The organism is Kytococcus sedentarius DSM 20547 (assembly GCF_000023925.1).
Taxonomy (GTDB): domain Bacteria; phylum Actinomycetota; class Actinomycetes; order Actinomycetales; family Dermatophilaceae; genus Kytococcus; species Kytococcus sedentarius.
The window spans coordinates 131,457-145,486 of record NC_013169.1 but is presented as its reverse complement, the minus strand read 5'-3'; the positions used below and the strand labels follow the sequence as shown (position 1 = coordinate 145,486).

Annotated in this window: 17 protein-coding genes; 7 read left to right on the top strand and 10 right to left on the bottom strand. The window is 71.4% G+C overall.

From position 1 onward, the window contains the following. Window positions 1-10 precede the first annotated feature (10 nt). The 3 genes from KSED_RS00690 to KSED_RS00680 all read left to right on the top strand — a co-directional run bounded on the left by KSED_RS00690 (window position 11) and on the right by KSED_RS00680 (window position 2,490). Complete coding sequence (locus tag KSED_RS00690; protein WP_012801652.1) at window positions 11-700, top strand: DUF4230 domain-containing protein; 690 nt, start codon at window positions 11-13, stop codon at window positions 698-700. A gap of 106 nt (window positions 701-806) precedes the next feature. Beyond that, window positions 807-1,508, top strand: a complete 702-nt coding sequence (locus tag KSED_RS00685; protein WP_012801651.1) for a class I SAM-dependent methyltransferase — start codon at window positions 807-809, stop codon at window positions 1,506-1,508. A gap of 4 nt (window positions 1,509-1,512) precedes the next feature. Beyond that, the gene (locus KSED_RS00680) at window positions 1,513-2,490 is read left to right on the top strand and encodes a DUF2332 domain-containing protein (protein ID WP_012801650.1); all 978 of its coding nucleotides are present in this window, start codon (window positions 1,513-1,515) and stop codon (window positions 2,488-2,490) included. Window positions 2,491-2,527: 37 nt separating this feature from the next. Here KSED_RS00680 and KSED_RS00675 read toward each other — a convergent pair whose 3' ends face one another. From KSED_RS00675 to KSED_RS13250, 4 genes are all read right to left on the bottom strand, one after another. After that, window positions 2,528-3,025 carry a tetratricopeptide repeat protein gene (locus tag KSED_RS00675; protein WP_041290814.1) on the bottom strand — a complete coding sequence of 166 codons (498 nt, stop codon included), beginning with the start codon at window positions 3,023-3,025 and terminating at the stop codon, window positions 2,528-2,530. A gap of 63 nt (window positions 3,026-3,088) precedes the next feature. Further along, complete coding sequence (locus tag KSED_RS00670) at window positions 3,089-4,225, bottom strand: FAD-dependent oxidoreductase (protein ID WP_012801648.1); 1,137 nt, start codon at window positions 4,223-4,225, stop codon at window positions 3,089-3,091. A 177-nt stretch (window positions 4,226-4,402) separates the two neighbouring features. Then, complete coding sequence (locus tag KSED_RS13255) at window positions 4,403-4,792, bottom strand: VOC family protein (protein ID WP_012801647.1); 390 nt, start codon at window positions 4,790-4,792, stop codon at window positions 4,403-4,405. A 3-nt stretch (window positions 4,793-4,795) separates the two neighbouring features. Beyond that, entirely contained in the window at window positions 4,796-5,332 is a 537-nt protein-coding gene (locus KSED_RS13250; RefSeq protein WP_012801646.1) for a GNAT family N-acetyltransferase, read from the bottom strand. 109 nt (window positions 5,333-5,441) lie between these two features. Here KSED_RS13250 and KSED_RS00655 point away from each other — a divergent pair, with 109 nt between their 5' ends. Together KSED_RS00655 and KSED_RS00650 are read left to right on the top strand one after the other, a co-directional pair. Beyond that, entirely contained in the window at window positions 5,442-5,699 is a 258-nt protein-coding gene (locus tag KSED_RS00655; protein ID WP_012801645.1) for a type II toxin-antitoxin system Phd/YefM family antitoxin, read from the top strand. Between the two features lies 1 nt (window position 5,700). After that, complete coding sequence (locus KSED_RS00650) at window positions 5,701-5,958, top strand: Txe/YoeB family addiction module toxin (protein ID WP_012801644.1); 258 nt, start codon at window positions 5,701-5,703, stop codon at window positions 5,956-5,958. Between the two features lie 13 nt (window positions 5,959-5,971). Here KSED_RS00650 and KSED_RS00645 read toward each other — a convergent pair whose 3' ends face one another. Next, on the bottom strand, window positions 5,972-6,385 hold the full coding sequence (locus KSED_RS00645) for a VOC family protein (protein ID WP_041291019.1): 414 nt from the start codon (window positions 6,383-6,385) through the stop codon (window positions 5,972-5,974). A gap of 46 nt (window positions 6,386-6,431) precedes the next feature. Here KSED_RS00645 and KSED_RS00640 point away from each other — a divergent pair, with 46 nt between their 5' ends. Beyond that, window positions 6,432-7,397 (top strand): winged helix-turn-helix domain-containing protein, encoded by a 966-nt coding sequence (locus KSED_RS00640; protein WP_012801642.1) that lies wholly within the window; start codon window positions 6,432-6,434, stop codon window positions 7,395-7,397. A gap of 228 nt (window positions 7,398-7,625) precedes the next feature. Here KSED_RS00640 and KSED_RS13965 read toward each other — a convergent pair whose 3' ends face one another. From KSED_RS13965 to KSED_RS00620, 4 genes are read right to left on the bottom strand one after another with little or no spacing between them, the layout of a single operon-like run. Further along, window positions 7,626-8,603: a GNAT family N-acetyltransferase gene (locus KSED_RS13965; RefSeq protein ID WP_143827315.1), complete on the bottom strand. Its 978-nt coding sequence runs from the start codon at window positions 8,601-8,603 to the stop codon at window positions 7,626-7,628. A 55-nt stretch (window positions 8,604-8,658) separates the two neighbouring features. Continuing rightward, window positions 8,659-8,973: a MerR family transcriptional regulator gene (locus tag KSED_RS15710; RefSeq protein WP_012801640.1), complete on the bottom strand. Its 315-nt coding sequence runs from the start codon at window positions 8,971-8,973 to the stop codon at window positions 8,659-8,661. A 42-nt stretch (window positions 8,974-9,015) separates the two neighbouring features. After that, window positions 9,016-10,761, bottom strand: a complete 1,746-nt coding sequence (locus KSED_RS00625) for an ABC transporter ATP-binding protein (protein ID WP_012801639.1) — start codon at window positions 10,759-10,761, stop codon at window positions 9,016-9,018. Further along, window positions 10,758-12,350 (bottom strand): ABC transporter transmembrane domain-containing protein, encoded by a 1,593-nt coding sequence (locus KSED_RS00620; RefSeq protein WP_012801638.1) that lies wholly within the window; start codon window positions 12,348-12,350, stop codon window positions 10,758-10,760. Before KSED_RS00620 ends, KSED_RS00625 begins: the two co-directional genes overlap by 4 nt. Window positions 12,351-12,582: 232 nt before the next feature. Between KSED_RS00620 and soxR the strand changes: the two genes are divergently transcribed. Then, entirely contained in the window at window positions 12,583-13,080 is a 498-nt protein-coding gene (gene soxR, locus KSED_RS00615) for a redox-sensitive transcriptional activator SoxR (protein ID WP_012801637.1), read from the top strand. A gap of 88 nt (window positions 13,081-13,168) precedes the next feature. Here the strand turns inward: soxR and KSED_RS15075 are convergent, their stop codons facing one another. Next, complete coding sequence (locus KSED_RS15075; protein WP_198479769.1) at window positions 13,169-14,011, bottom strand: CPBP family intramembrane glutamic endopeptidase; 843 nt, start codon at window positions 14,009-14,011, stop codon at window positions 13,169-13,171. Between the last annotated feature and the right edge of the window lie 19 nt (window positions 14,012-14,030).

Below are 14,030 nucleotides of genomic sequence, written 5' to 3'. Positions count from 1 at the left end.
CCTCCAGCCCATGACCGAGGACAGCGGCGCGACCGCGATCACGCACGGACGGCCCCGCGGGCGGAGGCTCTCGGGCTGCCTGTGGGCGGTCATCGGCGCGGTCGTCGCCCTGGCCCTGCTGCTGGCGGCCGTCGCGCTGTTCGGGGGGAGCCTGCTCTCCCGGTGGAGCCTCTTCGAGACCGAGACGGTGGACCGGACCGGGCCGTCGGTGCTCAAGCAGCTGGAGGACATCGAGGAGTTCCACGCGGCCACCGGATACTTCGAGACCGTGGTGGACCTGGAGAAGGACACCGAGCACCTGCCGGGGTGGATCAGCGGCGAGCGGATCCTCTACGTCGGCAAGGGCGAGGTGGACGCGGTGGTGGACTTCTCGGGCCTCGGGGAGCAGAGCGTGACCGTCTCCGAGGACGGGAGCACCGTCGAGGTCAGCCTGCCCGAGCCGGTGCTCGACGAGCCCTCACTCGACGTCGAGGAGTCCTACGTGGTGGAGCACGACCGGGGACTGGCCGATCGCTTCAAGGGCTCGGAGCTCGAGGCCGAGGCGCAGAAGAAGGCCGTGGAGCAGATGCGCGAGGCGGCCTCGGGCGGTGACACCGGCATGGTCCAGCGGGCCGAGCACAACACCACCGCGATGCTGGAGAGCCTGCTGGGGGCCGCCGGCTTCGAGACCGTCGAGGTCACCTACGACGCGAAGGGCTGACGGCCGGGGACCCTCCGCAGGGCAAGGGTTCGGAGGGGTGGTCCCCAGCTCGGGCTGGCTCCTTCGGACCAGGGCTCGGACGGCGGGCCTCCGGCACAGTGGGCCCATGAGCACCCCGCACCCGCCGGACGACACCCGGAGGAGGGCTGGCCACTGGCTCGACCGGCTGAACGCCCGCCACCCGTGGAACCACAACGAGGCATTCCACCCCTGGATCCTCACCCGCCTCCCCGCCCGACGTGGCCGGGCACTCGACCTGGGGTGCGGCCGGGGCGAGCTGGCCGCCCTGCTGGCCGAGCGGTTCGAGCACGTCCACGGGACCGACATCGACCCGGCGATGCGGGAAGCGGCCACCCGCCGCTGCGCCGGCCTGCCGAACGTCTCCATCGACGACGCGCGCCTCGGGCAGCTCGCCGAGGGGGAGGGCGTCGACCTGGTCACGATGGTCGCGGTGCTGCACCACCTCGACCTGGACGAGGCGCTGCGCCAGGTCGCCGCGATCCTGCGCCCGGGCGGGAGGTTCCTGTGCGTCGGGCTCGCCCGCCCCGCCGGTCCCGGCGACCTGGCCTGGGAGGCGGCCTCGGTGGTGACCAACCCCGTCATCGGGTACGTACGCCACCCGTGGGTCTCGCAGGGTCCGCCTCCCTGGGGAAAGGTGCCGATGGCCGACCCTGCCGAGAGCGTCGGGGCGATCCGCCGAGCTGCCCGCACCGCCCTGCCCGGCGCCCGCATCCGCCGCCGGCTGGGCTTCCGCTACACGCTGGAGTGGACCAATCCGGGGGTGCCGGGCCGCGCGGCCGTAGCGTGACGGCATGCGTTCTGTCGAAGGTGACCTGCCGACCCGGGACTTCTACCGGAACTTCGCCGCGCACGAGGCCGGGGACTCGCCGGTATTCACCGCCTGGGCTGCCGGGGTCGCCGAGGACGACGAGGTGCTGGCCCTGCTCACGGAGCTGCCCGAGCCCAAGCGCCAGCCGAATCTGGTGTTCGCGGCCGCCCGCGCGCACGGGGCGGAGGCCTCCCGGCCCGACTACGCCCCGCTGCGCAAGGTGCTGACGACCCGGTGGCCGGCCGTCCGGTCGACCATCGAGAGCCGGTCGACCCAGACCAACGAGGCCGCCCGCTGCGCCACGCTGCTCCCGGCCCTGTCCCGGGTGGAGGGCCCCGTCGCGCTCCTCGAGGTGGGTGCGGCCGCCGGTCTCTGCCTGCTGCCCGACCGGTACTCCTACCGCTTCACCGGTGACGCGGAGCTGACCCTGGATCCCGTGGACGGGCCTTCGTCCGTGGTGCTGGAGTGCGAGCTGCGCGGCCTGCCCGCGCCGGAGCGCCTGCCCGAGGTGGTGTGGCGGGGTGGGCTGGATCTCAACCCGCTGGACGTCCGGGACCGGGAGGCGACGGACTGGCTCGAGACGCTCGTCTGGCCGGAGCACGAGGAGCGCCGCGAGCGGCTCCGGGCCGCGGTGGGTGTGGCCCGGAGCGAGGAGATCCACCTGGTGCGGGGTGACCTCCTGGCCGGGCTGCCGGCACTGGTGGCGCAGGCCCGCCGGGCGGCCCCGGGAGCCACGGTGGTGGTGCAGCACTCGGCCGTCCTGGCCTACGTCCCGCCCCGGGTGCGGGCGGAGTTCGCCGACCTGGTGCGCGCCGAGGCGGACCTGTGGCTGGCCAACGAGGGGGCGAGCATCCTGCCGGGCATGCCGCGCTCGCCACGAGCGTCGTCCTTCGTGCTCGCGCAGGACGGCACCCCGGCGTACTTCACCCACCACCACGGGCGCTGGGCCCAGGCGCTCTGAGGCGGAGCCGGCTCAGGGCCGCACGTGGGCTCGGCGGTCAGCCGCCCTCGGCCCACAGCTCCTGCGCATAGGCCGAGAGTGGCCGACGGTAGTCCGCCACGTCATCGTCCACCTGCCGCTCCGTGACCAGCGTGATGAGTCGGCCTGTGGCCTCCCGACCCTCACCCAGCTCCGCCAGCGCCAGGGCCAGGAAGCAGACCGCGGCGCCACTGTCCGGGTAGTCCGCGACCGCCCCGCGCAGGACCTCCGCCGCCTCGGCCGGATGGCCCACGTTCCGCAGGCTGCTCCCCAGCTGGATGCGCGCCTGCCGATCACGGTCAGCGGCCAGCCCACTCCGGATCGCCTGCTCGTAGAGGGGAATCGCTTCCTGCTCCCGCCCGGCCCAGTCATAGGCGCTGGCCAGCTCGAAGGTGAGCACCCCGCTGCCGGGGTCGCGATCACGCCACGCCCGGAAGTACTCGATCGTCGCCGTCGGATCAGCTTGGTCAACCCCGGCCCACCCCGCTGAGATCTCGTCCTCCACATCCGTGCGCACGATCGTCCCTCGCGGGCCCCGCGCCGTCCAGCGAGATTCCCGCCCCAACACTCAAGGCCGCGCTCAGCCGGTTCGCACCCAGCGGGCCATCGCGCGCTCGACGACGACGCCCGGCAGGAGCCTGATCAGGGTGTCCCGCACGGCGACGAGGGCGGGGTGGGTGATGGTGAGCGCCCCCATCGCCTGCCGGGAGGCCCGCTGGACGGCGCGGGCCCGGTCACCTCGCTCCCGGTCGTAGGCGCCCAGCAACTCACGGGCGTCACCGGTCGTCTTCACGAGGCGGGCCAGCGCGGCAGCGTCCTCCAGCCCCTGCGCCGCCCCCTGCCCCAGGTGCGGCGTCATGGCGTGGGCTGCGTCGCCGACCAGCGCGACGGGCAGCTCCGGGTGGACGAAGCTCGGCATCGGCGGGAGGTCCCAGAGCTCGTGGCAGAGCATGCCGCCGGCCTCGCCCGCGGCCACGAGGGCGGGCACGGGGTCGTGCCACTCCCGGCCCAGCTCGGGTCCCGGCGTCGCCCCGTCGGGCCTCCGGACGCTGGAGAAGTAGCAGTACGCCCGGCCCCCGGGCAGCGGCACGACCCCCAGCTCCGTGCCGGCCCCGATCGTCACGCTCGGCACGAGGGGCGCCGGCAGCCCGGACGCCGCGGCGTCGACGACCCAGCGCCAAGCGGTGAGGCCCGTCGACCGCGGCGCGCCGGCGGCAGGGAACGCAGCTTCCCGCACCGCGCTGCGCAAGCCGTCCGCCCCGATGACGAGCTCTGCCGACACCCGGCGGCCGTCCTCCATCACGACGATGGCCCCACCCCCCGGATCGGGTTCCACCGCAGCAACCGCCTGCCCGCAGCGGATCTCGGCACCTGCCTCGACTGCCGCCTCATGGAGCAGGTCGATGAGGTCGCCACGGTGGATGGCGGCCACCTCGCCGTGCGCCGCGGAGAACCGCCGGCCATCGAGGCGGTTGAGCCACGTCCCGTCCGGCCGCCGGAAGCCACCGACGGCCTCGAGCTCCGCCACGCCGTGCACCTGCTCCCGCAGCCCCAGCTCGCCGAGGGCTCGCAGGGCGTTGGGCCACAGGATGACCCCCGCACCGAGCTCCTCGATCCGCTCCCGCCGCTCCAGGACCGTGACCGCACGACCGGCCCGGGCCAGCCCGACGGCCGTCGCCAGTCCGGCGATCCCACCCCCGATGACGATGACGTCCATGCCGGTTTCCTCTCTCACGACTCCGTGGGCCTCCCCGCAGTCAACGCCGCCGGCCCAAATCCACAGTGGCCCCGCGTCGACCGCCGCCGGCCCACCAGCTCGTCCAGGGCGGGGGGGGGCAGCGGGGAGGTCATGCCCCGATGGTCCACCGAGCGCAAGCCGGCGCACAGATCGGCGTCAGGCCACGGACGGTGACGCGGCGCCGTGCGAGCTGGTGATGCGGAGGTACTGGCCGGTCGGGTCGAACACCCGGAAGTCGGTCAGACCCCAGGGCCGCTCCTGCAGCGGGTCCTCGACGGGCCATCCGGCCGCCCGGACCCGATCGTGCTCACGATGCACGTCCTCCACGCGCAGGACGATCTCGCTGCCCACCGGCGGCTTGCGCGGGGTGGTGGGCGCCCCAACCATCCGACTGCACCCCACGGTCAGCCCGTCACGCGTCACCGTGCAGTAGTCCGTGCTCTCCGTGAGGCCCTCCGGGCCGTCGAGCGTGAAACCCAGGACCGACACGTAGAACCGAGCCGGGACCCGCACGTCGTCGTGGAAGACCTCGTAGCCGAACCTCATGACTCAACCCTCCCACCCCGGCCGCCGCCAGACCCTCCGCAGCATGCCGTCGGCCTCGTCCTCCCCGACGCACTCGAACCCACCCTTGGCCAGCACCCGCTCCGAACCAACGTTCCCCGGACGGGTGTGCGCGCAGGCCACCAGGCCCATCTCGTCGGCGAGCGACACCAGCAGGCGCACCACCCGCGTGGCCAGGCCACGCCCCCACAGGTCGGGGTGCAGGGCGTAGCCGATCCACAGCTCGTCGTCACCCGACTCCCGGCGCTTGACGGCCATCATCACGTCCCCCACCACGCGACCCTCCAGCTCGATCACCGCACCACGCACCACCTTCGTGGCACCGGGCTCAACCGGACCCGTGCGCTCCTCCACGCGGGCGGCCACCGCATCGCGCTCGAGCACGTCGTGCATGAGGTAGCGCACCACCTCCGGATGACTGCGGTAGGTGACCATGGCGTCGACATCCCCGAGCGTCACCGGGCGCAGGGTGAGTTCCGCATCACGGCGCGGCCAGGCGGCCCCGAGCGGGTCGGGCAGCATGGCGCCACGGTAGCCATTCCCCCTGAGCAGGGCGCGAGCCCATCACCACCAAGGCAATCAACCCCTCCTAGTGGATGTACACTTTTCTGTACATACACCAGGAGGGGCCGTGAAGACGCTCAGCTACACCGAGTCACGCCGGCGATACGCCGAGGTGCTCGACCACGTGGTGGACGACCGCGAGGAGGTCGTCATCACCCGCGCCGGGCACGAGCCCGTCGTCATCGTGTCCCTGGAGGAGTACGAGTCCCTCCGCGAGACCGCCTACCTCATGCGGTCCCCGGCCAACGCCCGCCGCCTGCTCGACGCCATGGACCGCCTCGAGGCCGGCGGCGGCACCGAGCACGAGCTGATCGAGACCGACTGACGTGCGCCTGGTCTGGGACGAGAACGCCTGGGAGGACTACCTCTGGTGGCAGGCCCAGGACCGCAAGGTGCTCAAGCGGATCAACACCCTGCTCAAGGACGTCGCCCGGAACGGCAACGAGGGCACCGGCAAGCCCGAGGCCCTGAAGCACAGCCTCGCCGGGTACTGGTCCCGCCGCATCACCGACGAGCACCGCCTCGTCCACAAGGTCACCGAGGACGAGATCCGCATCGCAGCCTGCCGGTACCACTACGGGTGAGGGGACGGAGCCCTCACTCCACCGCAGGCTGGAGGAACTCGATGCGGTTGCCGAAGGGGTCGTGCACGTAGAACCGGCGCATGCCGGGGAAGTTGGCGTCCCAGGTTGTCGCCACGCCCTGGCCGGTCAGGTGACCGTCCAGGGCGTCCAGGTCAGTGACCAAGATGCCCGGGTGAGCCTTCGCCGCGGCGCGGAAGTCCTGCTCGATGCCGAGATGGATCTCAAGGCGATCAGCACGCACCCACAGCCCACCTCGGGCAGCCAGCACCGGTGGCTTGGCGACCTCGAGGAGGCCGAGCAGATCGACGTAGAAGCTTCGCGCCTCGTCTTCGGCACCGGGCGGGATGGCCAGCTGAACGTGATGGATGCCGTACCCGAACGGTGAAGCGACGGGCTCGGAGGCGTAGGGCAAAGGGGTCGCAGTCATGGCCGTCACGCTGTCAGTCGCACCGGGCGACGGCTACTCTTTCGAGATGGATCGAAAGTCCATCGTGATCCGTCTGGACTCCTCGGACGTCGCCTCGGCCAGGTTCACCACCTCCCCGGCCCACGAGCTCGTCCGGATCGTCCGGGCACTGGTGGCCCCAGCACGGTTCCCCGCCCATCGGGCGCTCCTGCGCGACGTTCGTGCCGCCGCTCCCACCACATCACTCGCAACGCTCACCCAGGTCATCACCGCCCGGGGCTACGTCCCTGACTTCCTCACCCCGATGACGGAAGACCCCGCTGTGGTCGCAGAGCTGATCCGCGCCACCCCTGCCGAAGAGATCACTGCCCAGCTGGGCGAGCTCGTCCAGGACGGCCGGGCAGACCCCACCACGGTCAGCCGCCTGGCCGACGATCCGGACGGCACCGCGGCAGCTCTCGCCGAGGCCGTCGACGCCCTCTGGCAGGAGGCGATCGAGCCGCTCTGGCCGGCCATGCGCCAGGTTCTGCTGGCAGACATCCACGCCCGTGCAGCCAGCGTCGCGAGCGCAGGCTTCGGGGCCATGATCAACGGACTGCACCCCACCCTCATGTGGACCGGGCAGGCCATCGTGCGCACCTCATCCCGCTATGCCGACGACACCGGGCCCGGCCGCGCGCTCATCCTGGTCCCCACGATCTTCGGCTGGCCCAACGTCCAGACCAGCACCGACCCGGCGCGGCCACCCACGGTTCTCTACCCCGCTCGCAACGCCACCAGTGACTGGGCGTCCCCGCCGACTCAGGCCCTCGACCGCCTGGTCGGTCGCACACGAGCCCGCGCCCTGGCCCACCTGGACTTTCCCGCTGCCACCAGTGACGTCGCCCACGCCTTGGGCATTGCCCTGTCGACCGCCCATCACCATCTCGACGTCCTCGCGTCCGCCGGCCTGGTTGACCGGCATCGCGAAGGCACCACTGTCTGGCACCTGCGCACTCCGCTGGGTGACCGCCTCGTCCGCGCACCGCGTTGACCGCGAGGTGCGGGGGCGGCTTCGCCCACCGGCGGTGGTGTCCGCAGCGCTCAGGACCCAGCGGCTCGTCCCGTAACGCGATCAACGAACTCATCCGCCTGGGAAGAGTCGAGGGCACAGGTCGCGAGCGAGAGGGTGGCCGCGACCCTGGGGATCGGGCTGCATCAGTGGAACTGACTCTCTCGAGAGGAGTCTCTCGACGGCATCAGCACCTCACCGCTGTAGCCCTCAGGGAAGCAAGGTCCCCTGGTGATAGACCTGCTGCCAGCCGGCCGGCGCCGATCGCCACAGGGATGTGCGCCGTGCACGTCGTCCCCCTTGGTCAGAATCCCAGAAGACCTGGACCAGCCCCGGGGACAGAGTCCGCGCCTCGAGGTTGCTCATCTCGATGAGGGGGCGGTCAGAATCGGAGGGCTCCTGGGAGAGGAGGCCCAGAATCGCCGCCCGGTCCCATCGCCTTCCGGAGGCCCCGATCTCGACGAACTCGGGTGAGAGAAGCTCAGCCAGACGATGGGCATCACCTCTCGCGGAAGGGGACTGCAGTTCTCGCTCAAGTTCGAGCACATCGTTGAGGTCCTGAGCCGTCATGGTGGGATTTCCCCCAACCTGCCCAACCCCTCCACGGACCCGAGTGGCGTCCCCCGCCAACCGCGAGTACACCACCAGCGACTGCCACACGTCCCGCACTCGCCACGCATCACGCAGCACCCCCTCACACTGGAAACCGGCCTTCTCCGCCACCCGCTGGGAGGCCACGTTCTCGACCGCGCACCGCAGCTCGATGCGGTGCAACCCCAGGTCATCGAAACCGAGCCGACACAGCTCGCGCACCACGGCGGTCGCAACACCCCGCCCGGCCTCCGCCCGGCCCACCCAGTAGCTGACCTCCGCGCCCAGATGGAAGCACCCGATGCCGAACAGCTGGGCGAACCCGACCATGCACCCGTCCCTGACGACAGCGAAAGCCACCGTCCGTGCGCCTTCCTCCCAAGCACTCAACCGGGCGACCTCGGCGGCAGCAGCCTCCTCGCCGAACGGCGACCACACCCACGTCATCCACCGCCCCAGGTGCTCTCGGTTGGCCTCTACGAGCCGCGCGAAGTCCGCAGCGTGCTCAGGACCCAGCGGCTCGAGAACCAGTCCGTCCCCCAGGTCACGCGGCAGGGCAACCTGGCGCAGCAGGGCAGGCGGCTCATCAGGAGTCATGAGGGTCAGACTGCCAGCGTGCCCCCCCCGACACGGCACCGCACCTGTCCACCGACTAGTCGCACCCACAGCCACTGCCGGCTGGTGAGGGCTGACTCATCTCGAGATAGCGATGCACGGAACTGACCCCGCGCGCGGCCCGACGCTTCTGTACTCGCAGTTCGTTCTCGCGTTGGTTGAGGGCACGCATGAGGTCCTGGACGCCAGATCCCCTCTTCGCACCCGCCATCACCTCACGGACTCGCGGAATCCCCAAGCCCGCACCCCGCAGTGTCTGCACAACGATCGCTGCCTGAACGTCGGCATCGTGGTAGACGCGATAGCCGAACTTGTCGCGACCAGGGGCGATCAGCGACTCACGCTCCCACACCCGAGGTCCATACGGGGCGCGGTTCGGCCCGCTCGGTGGCGACTAGACGATCCCGCCAGCCATCTGCCACAGGCGCGAGAGGCTGCCCTCGCGCGCGAGAAGCTCCGCTGGAGGTCCGACCTCGGAGATACGGCCCTCCTCGATGACGGCGACCCGATCGGCTGTCAGGGCAGCGGCAAGCTGGTGCGTGATGGTGATGCGTGTCCGCCCCGCCAGTACCGACGCCACGCTCACCTCTTCATGCCCGGATCTGCGGGGGCCGGATCCGGCGGTGGCCTCGTCCAGGATGACCACGGCCGGGTCGGCCAGCAGCACGCGTGCGAGGGCAATCTGCTGGCTCTGCGAGGTCGACAGGACGTGGTTTCCCTCGCCCACGAGCGTGTCGAGACCGTCGGGCAGGTCTGCGACCCAGGCGCCACCCACCCGGTGCAGGGCATCCAGCAGCGTGGCGTCGTCAGCGCCGCGCCGTGCCAGTGTGAGGTTGTCCCTCACCGTGGCGGCGAAGACGTGCTGCTCCTGGCTCAGCAGCATCACGGTGCGCCGCATGACCTCTGCGTCGATCTCCGCGGTGGGCGCCCCTCCGACGAGCACGTGGCCGGACCGCGGACGCTCGATCCCGGCGACGAGCCAGGCCACCGTGGACTTCCCGGCTCCCGACGGACCGACGACGGCCAGGTGCTCTCCCGGAGCGACAGCAAGGCTCAGGCCGCGAAGGACCTGTTGGTGGTCGTCGTAGCTAAAGACCACGTCCTGCAGCTCGACTCCGCTGCCACGGGGTCGTCGGGTCCGGGGGTCCGGGCGGAGGAGGCCCAGGCCCTCGACTCTAGACAGGGCCGCCATAGACTCCTCGAGCTCGGTCAGGGAGTACATGATGCGGTCGAGGGGGCCGGAGAGGCGGTAGGCCAGCATCGTGCACGCCACGACCGAGCCTGTGCTGACGCCCCCGGCAAGGGCCATCAGGCCCCCACCGCACAGGATGGCGAACACTGGCAGGGTGTACGCGAGGTCGAGCGTGGGCAGGAACCAGCACCGCAGGTTCAGGACCTGGTGCTGCATCGCCCGTCGGCGTCCGGCCAGGTCACGGCCCTGGGCAGCACGGTTCGCCCCGAGGCCGTGCGCCTCGACCGTCCGCCGTCCGACTGCGGTGGCCGTCAGGGATGTGGACAGGTCGCCCAGAGCCGCCCGCTCGGACATCAGCACAGGGCGGGCTCGACGGGTGTAGGTGCGCCCGGCCACCACCAGCGGGGGCAGCACGACGGCCAGCAGGAGTGCCAGCAAGGGGTCGACCAGGAACGCCGCTCCCACCACGACACCCACCTCGAGCGCGGCCGCCGCCATCTCGGGACCCGTCGTACGGAACATCGTGGCGACGACGTCGACGTCCCCGGTGACGCGGGTGGCCAGATCGCCTGTCCCCGCCCGCTCGATGGTTCTCATCGGTAGCCGCAGCACCCTGGCCATCGCCTGCTCACGTATCGCGGCCGATGCACGGTCACCGAAGCGGTGGGCGGTCCACCGGCCGGCGCGTGTCAGCAGCAGCTGGAGCGCAACGCATCCCAGGAGGGCAGCGCAGGTGGTGTCCACCTGTTGTGTCGTCCAGCCCTCCCGGACGCCGTCCACCACCTTCCCCAACCCCACCGGGAGGGCGACCCCGGCGGCTGCCGCGGACAGGTACAGCACGCAGATGAGGAGGACCGTGCACCTTTCCCGCCCCAGAACGGCTGCGCCGGCTCGTCGGACGGTGCGAGGCGAGGCGACGGGCAGCAGGGAGTCACGGAGGACGTTCACCGGGCCTCCCCCCTCTTGGTCGCGGGCAGCGGTCCCCACTCGACCACGCGATCCGCGTGCCTGCGCCACACCGTCGACGGGCTGACCACGACGGTGGTCCTGCCCCGTCGGCACCGGGCCAGTCGTCGTGCCACCTCCGCCTCGGTGACGGCATCCAGCGCCACCGTCGGATCGACGGCCAGCAGCACGTCCGGATCTGCCGCCACCGCCCGGGCGAGGGCGAGACGCTGACGCTGCCCTCCCGACAGGTTGCGTCCCCCCTCGGCCACCCATCCGTCCAGACCCGCGCCCCCGCGTACGACCACGTCCTCAGCACAAGCCACGCTGAGGGCGCGCTGTGCGGCAGTGTCGTCGGGTGTGTTCACGACGTCCCGCAGCGACCCGGCGAACAGGTGGTCCCCGTCGTCCACCACGAGCACCCTCAGGGGTGCGACATCACCGTGACCGGCGAGGAGACGACTCGCCTCATACGGGCTCCGGGCGATGTGGTGGAAGATGCCGGAGACCCCGGCCGGGTGATCCGTGACGACGACCGTCAGCATGCCCTGTGACACCGGCAGATCTGCGAGCACGACATCCACGGCCGACGACCTGTCGTGTCCGGCGGGGGCCTCCGGCCCGTCCGGGGTTCGAGGTGCCAGCGCGTGGGCAAGGCGCGAAGCCCCCACCCGTGCTGCCACCAGCTGTTGGGCGTTGCCCAACAGGGACCCCGAGTACATGAGCAGGCCGGTGGCGTAGCCGAAGGCCGCACTCAGGTCTCCGACCGAGATCGAACCGGCCACCGCCAAGCGGGCTCCCACCCAGGTGATGACCGCCAGATACGCCAGGGGGACCGCCTGCTGCAGGGCCTGGACCCACGTGCCGGAGACCGTCATCCGATGGGCCGCCCCACGCAGGCTCTTGGACTGTGCGGTGTAGCGGGCCAGGAACTGTCCCTCACCCCCGATGCCGCGCAGGACTCGCAGCCCGCTGACCAAGTCGTTCGCCTGCCGTCCCAGCTCGGCCAGCTCGCTGCGGTACCCCTGCTGATGCCCCGTCAGCCGCCCCAGGAGCGGGCCCGCGATCCCCGTGGCAGCCACGACCCCGACGAGGAGGACTCCCCCCAGCACCGGGTCGATCCGCCACACCATGACGGTGCCCAGCGTGAACGCCACGACATTCATCACCCCATGGCCGACGGTGGAACACAGGGCAGCCACGTCCCGGCCGTCGGTGGACAGCAGGGTGACGACGTCCCCCGGGGCACGGCTCACCCTCCCCGGCCGCCGGCTGACAGTCAGAGCAGACGCCAGCTCCTCGGCCAGGCGGCGCTCGACCTCGGCTTCCGCCAAACCCATCTGCCGATACCCCATGACATAGAACAAGGGGTTCAGCAGAGAGACCCCGAACAGGCCCACGGACCACCCGATCAGCGCGCCACGGTCGCCGGCCAGCAGACCCTCGTCGACGATCCGCCCGAGGAACCACGGCAGGACCATGTGCACGACGCTGGCCACCGCCAGGGCACAGACCGCCGCAACCAGCCGCCAGCGCACAGGGCCCGAGAAGACCTTGCAGACACGACCGGTGGACCTGTCACCACCGCTCACCGCCACCCTCCTCTCGCTGGCGCAGGACGTCGCCTCGGCCCTGTCGTGCGATCGCAGGCACGGTCATGCGCCAACCACCAAAGGAAGCCGGCCACGTTGTTAACGGTCTTGCCCGCGGCCCACCAGCAGAACCTGGGGTCACCCCCGCGGGAGGTCTCTGTGCTCATGGCCGAAGACACTGCATGCTCAAGTCCACTTGAAGTCAAGACACAGAGGGGGCACGCTCAGCGATGTGCACGAGAGCCACGACATCACGATTGGCCAGTTGGCCCGTCGTGCTGGCGTGTCGCCCCCCACGCTCCGCTACTACGAGAGCCTCGGCCTGATCGCCTCGAGACGCACCGCAGGCAACCAGCGCCGATACCCTCGCCGGACCTTGCGACGTGTGGCCTTCATCCGCGCAGGGCAACGTATGGGGCTACCGCTCGCGCGCATCGCTGAGGCGCTGGCCGAGCTGCCTGACGATCACCCTCCGACGACGAGGGACTGGCAGCGGGTCTCCGCGGCGTGGCACCAGGACCTGCAAGCTCGCATCGACCAACTCGTCGCACTGCGCGACGCCGCGACAGACTGCATCGGCTGCGGGTGCTTGTCCGTCGACCGTTGCACCCTGGTCAACCCCGAGGACACGCTTGGCACCCAAGGTCCCGGGGCGAGGAACCTGCTGCACCACAGGACGGAAAGCGCCGGTGAAGATGCCGGCTGCGAGGACGACACGAGGCAACGGTGACGCTCCGAGGCCATCGGGCACCACGTCGAGCATGAACCGCGTGTCCAACCGACCGGGGCAACGCAACCGCTTCACGCGCCGTGCTGGGTCACCACAGGGTCATCAGGACGGCCACGATCGTGAGGTCGGCGAGCACGTGGGCCACCCACGGCAGCAGGAGCCCACGTGAGACCTGCCGCAGGACGCTGAGCACCAGGCCGTAGACCCCGGCGAGGCACACGCCCCACCACCCGTTGGGGAACCCGTACCAGTGGGACGCACCGAACATCGCGGCGGAGAGCACGACGGCCACGGGCCCCCGCAGGTCCAGTCCGAGCGCCCGCTGCGCGACCCCGTTGTAGGCGGACTCCTCGGCGGCGGCATTCACGGCCGAGAACGCCAGCGCCCCGAGGACGAGCACGGGCACGCCCTGGTTCTCCGCGAGCTGGCGGTAGGCGTTCTGCCCGGCACCGTCCTCGGCGGCAGCCCACGACCAGATCACCAGCGCCAGGGCGGACACGGGCACGATCGCGACCGTCAACCACGCCCCGGTCCGGTTCACGGTCCCGGCACGGAACCAGTCCGTCACCAGATGGAGGGCTCGCCACCGGCTCAGCACGACGTACAGGCCGACGGCCAGGACCAGGGGAACCGGCCACAGGGCGATCCCAGCGGCACCGGGGACACCCATCCCCTCGAGCGCTGCGCCCGCGCCCCGCAGCGTCCAGACCGCGGCCACGAGACAGAGCGCCAGTGCCGCCACGCTCCCCGCACCCGTCACCGTACCGCCCTGCCGGCGCGCCCCGTGGGCCACCACAACGAGCGCGACCACAGCCACCATCGGGCCCACGACCGGGTGCCCACCCACCACGACGGCGGCCACCAGGCACCCGGCAGCAACGAACGCCGCCACCCCGCGTCCGGTCCGCGATCCGGTGGGTGTCTGGCTCACACTGCCGCGCCCCCGTTCA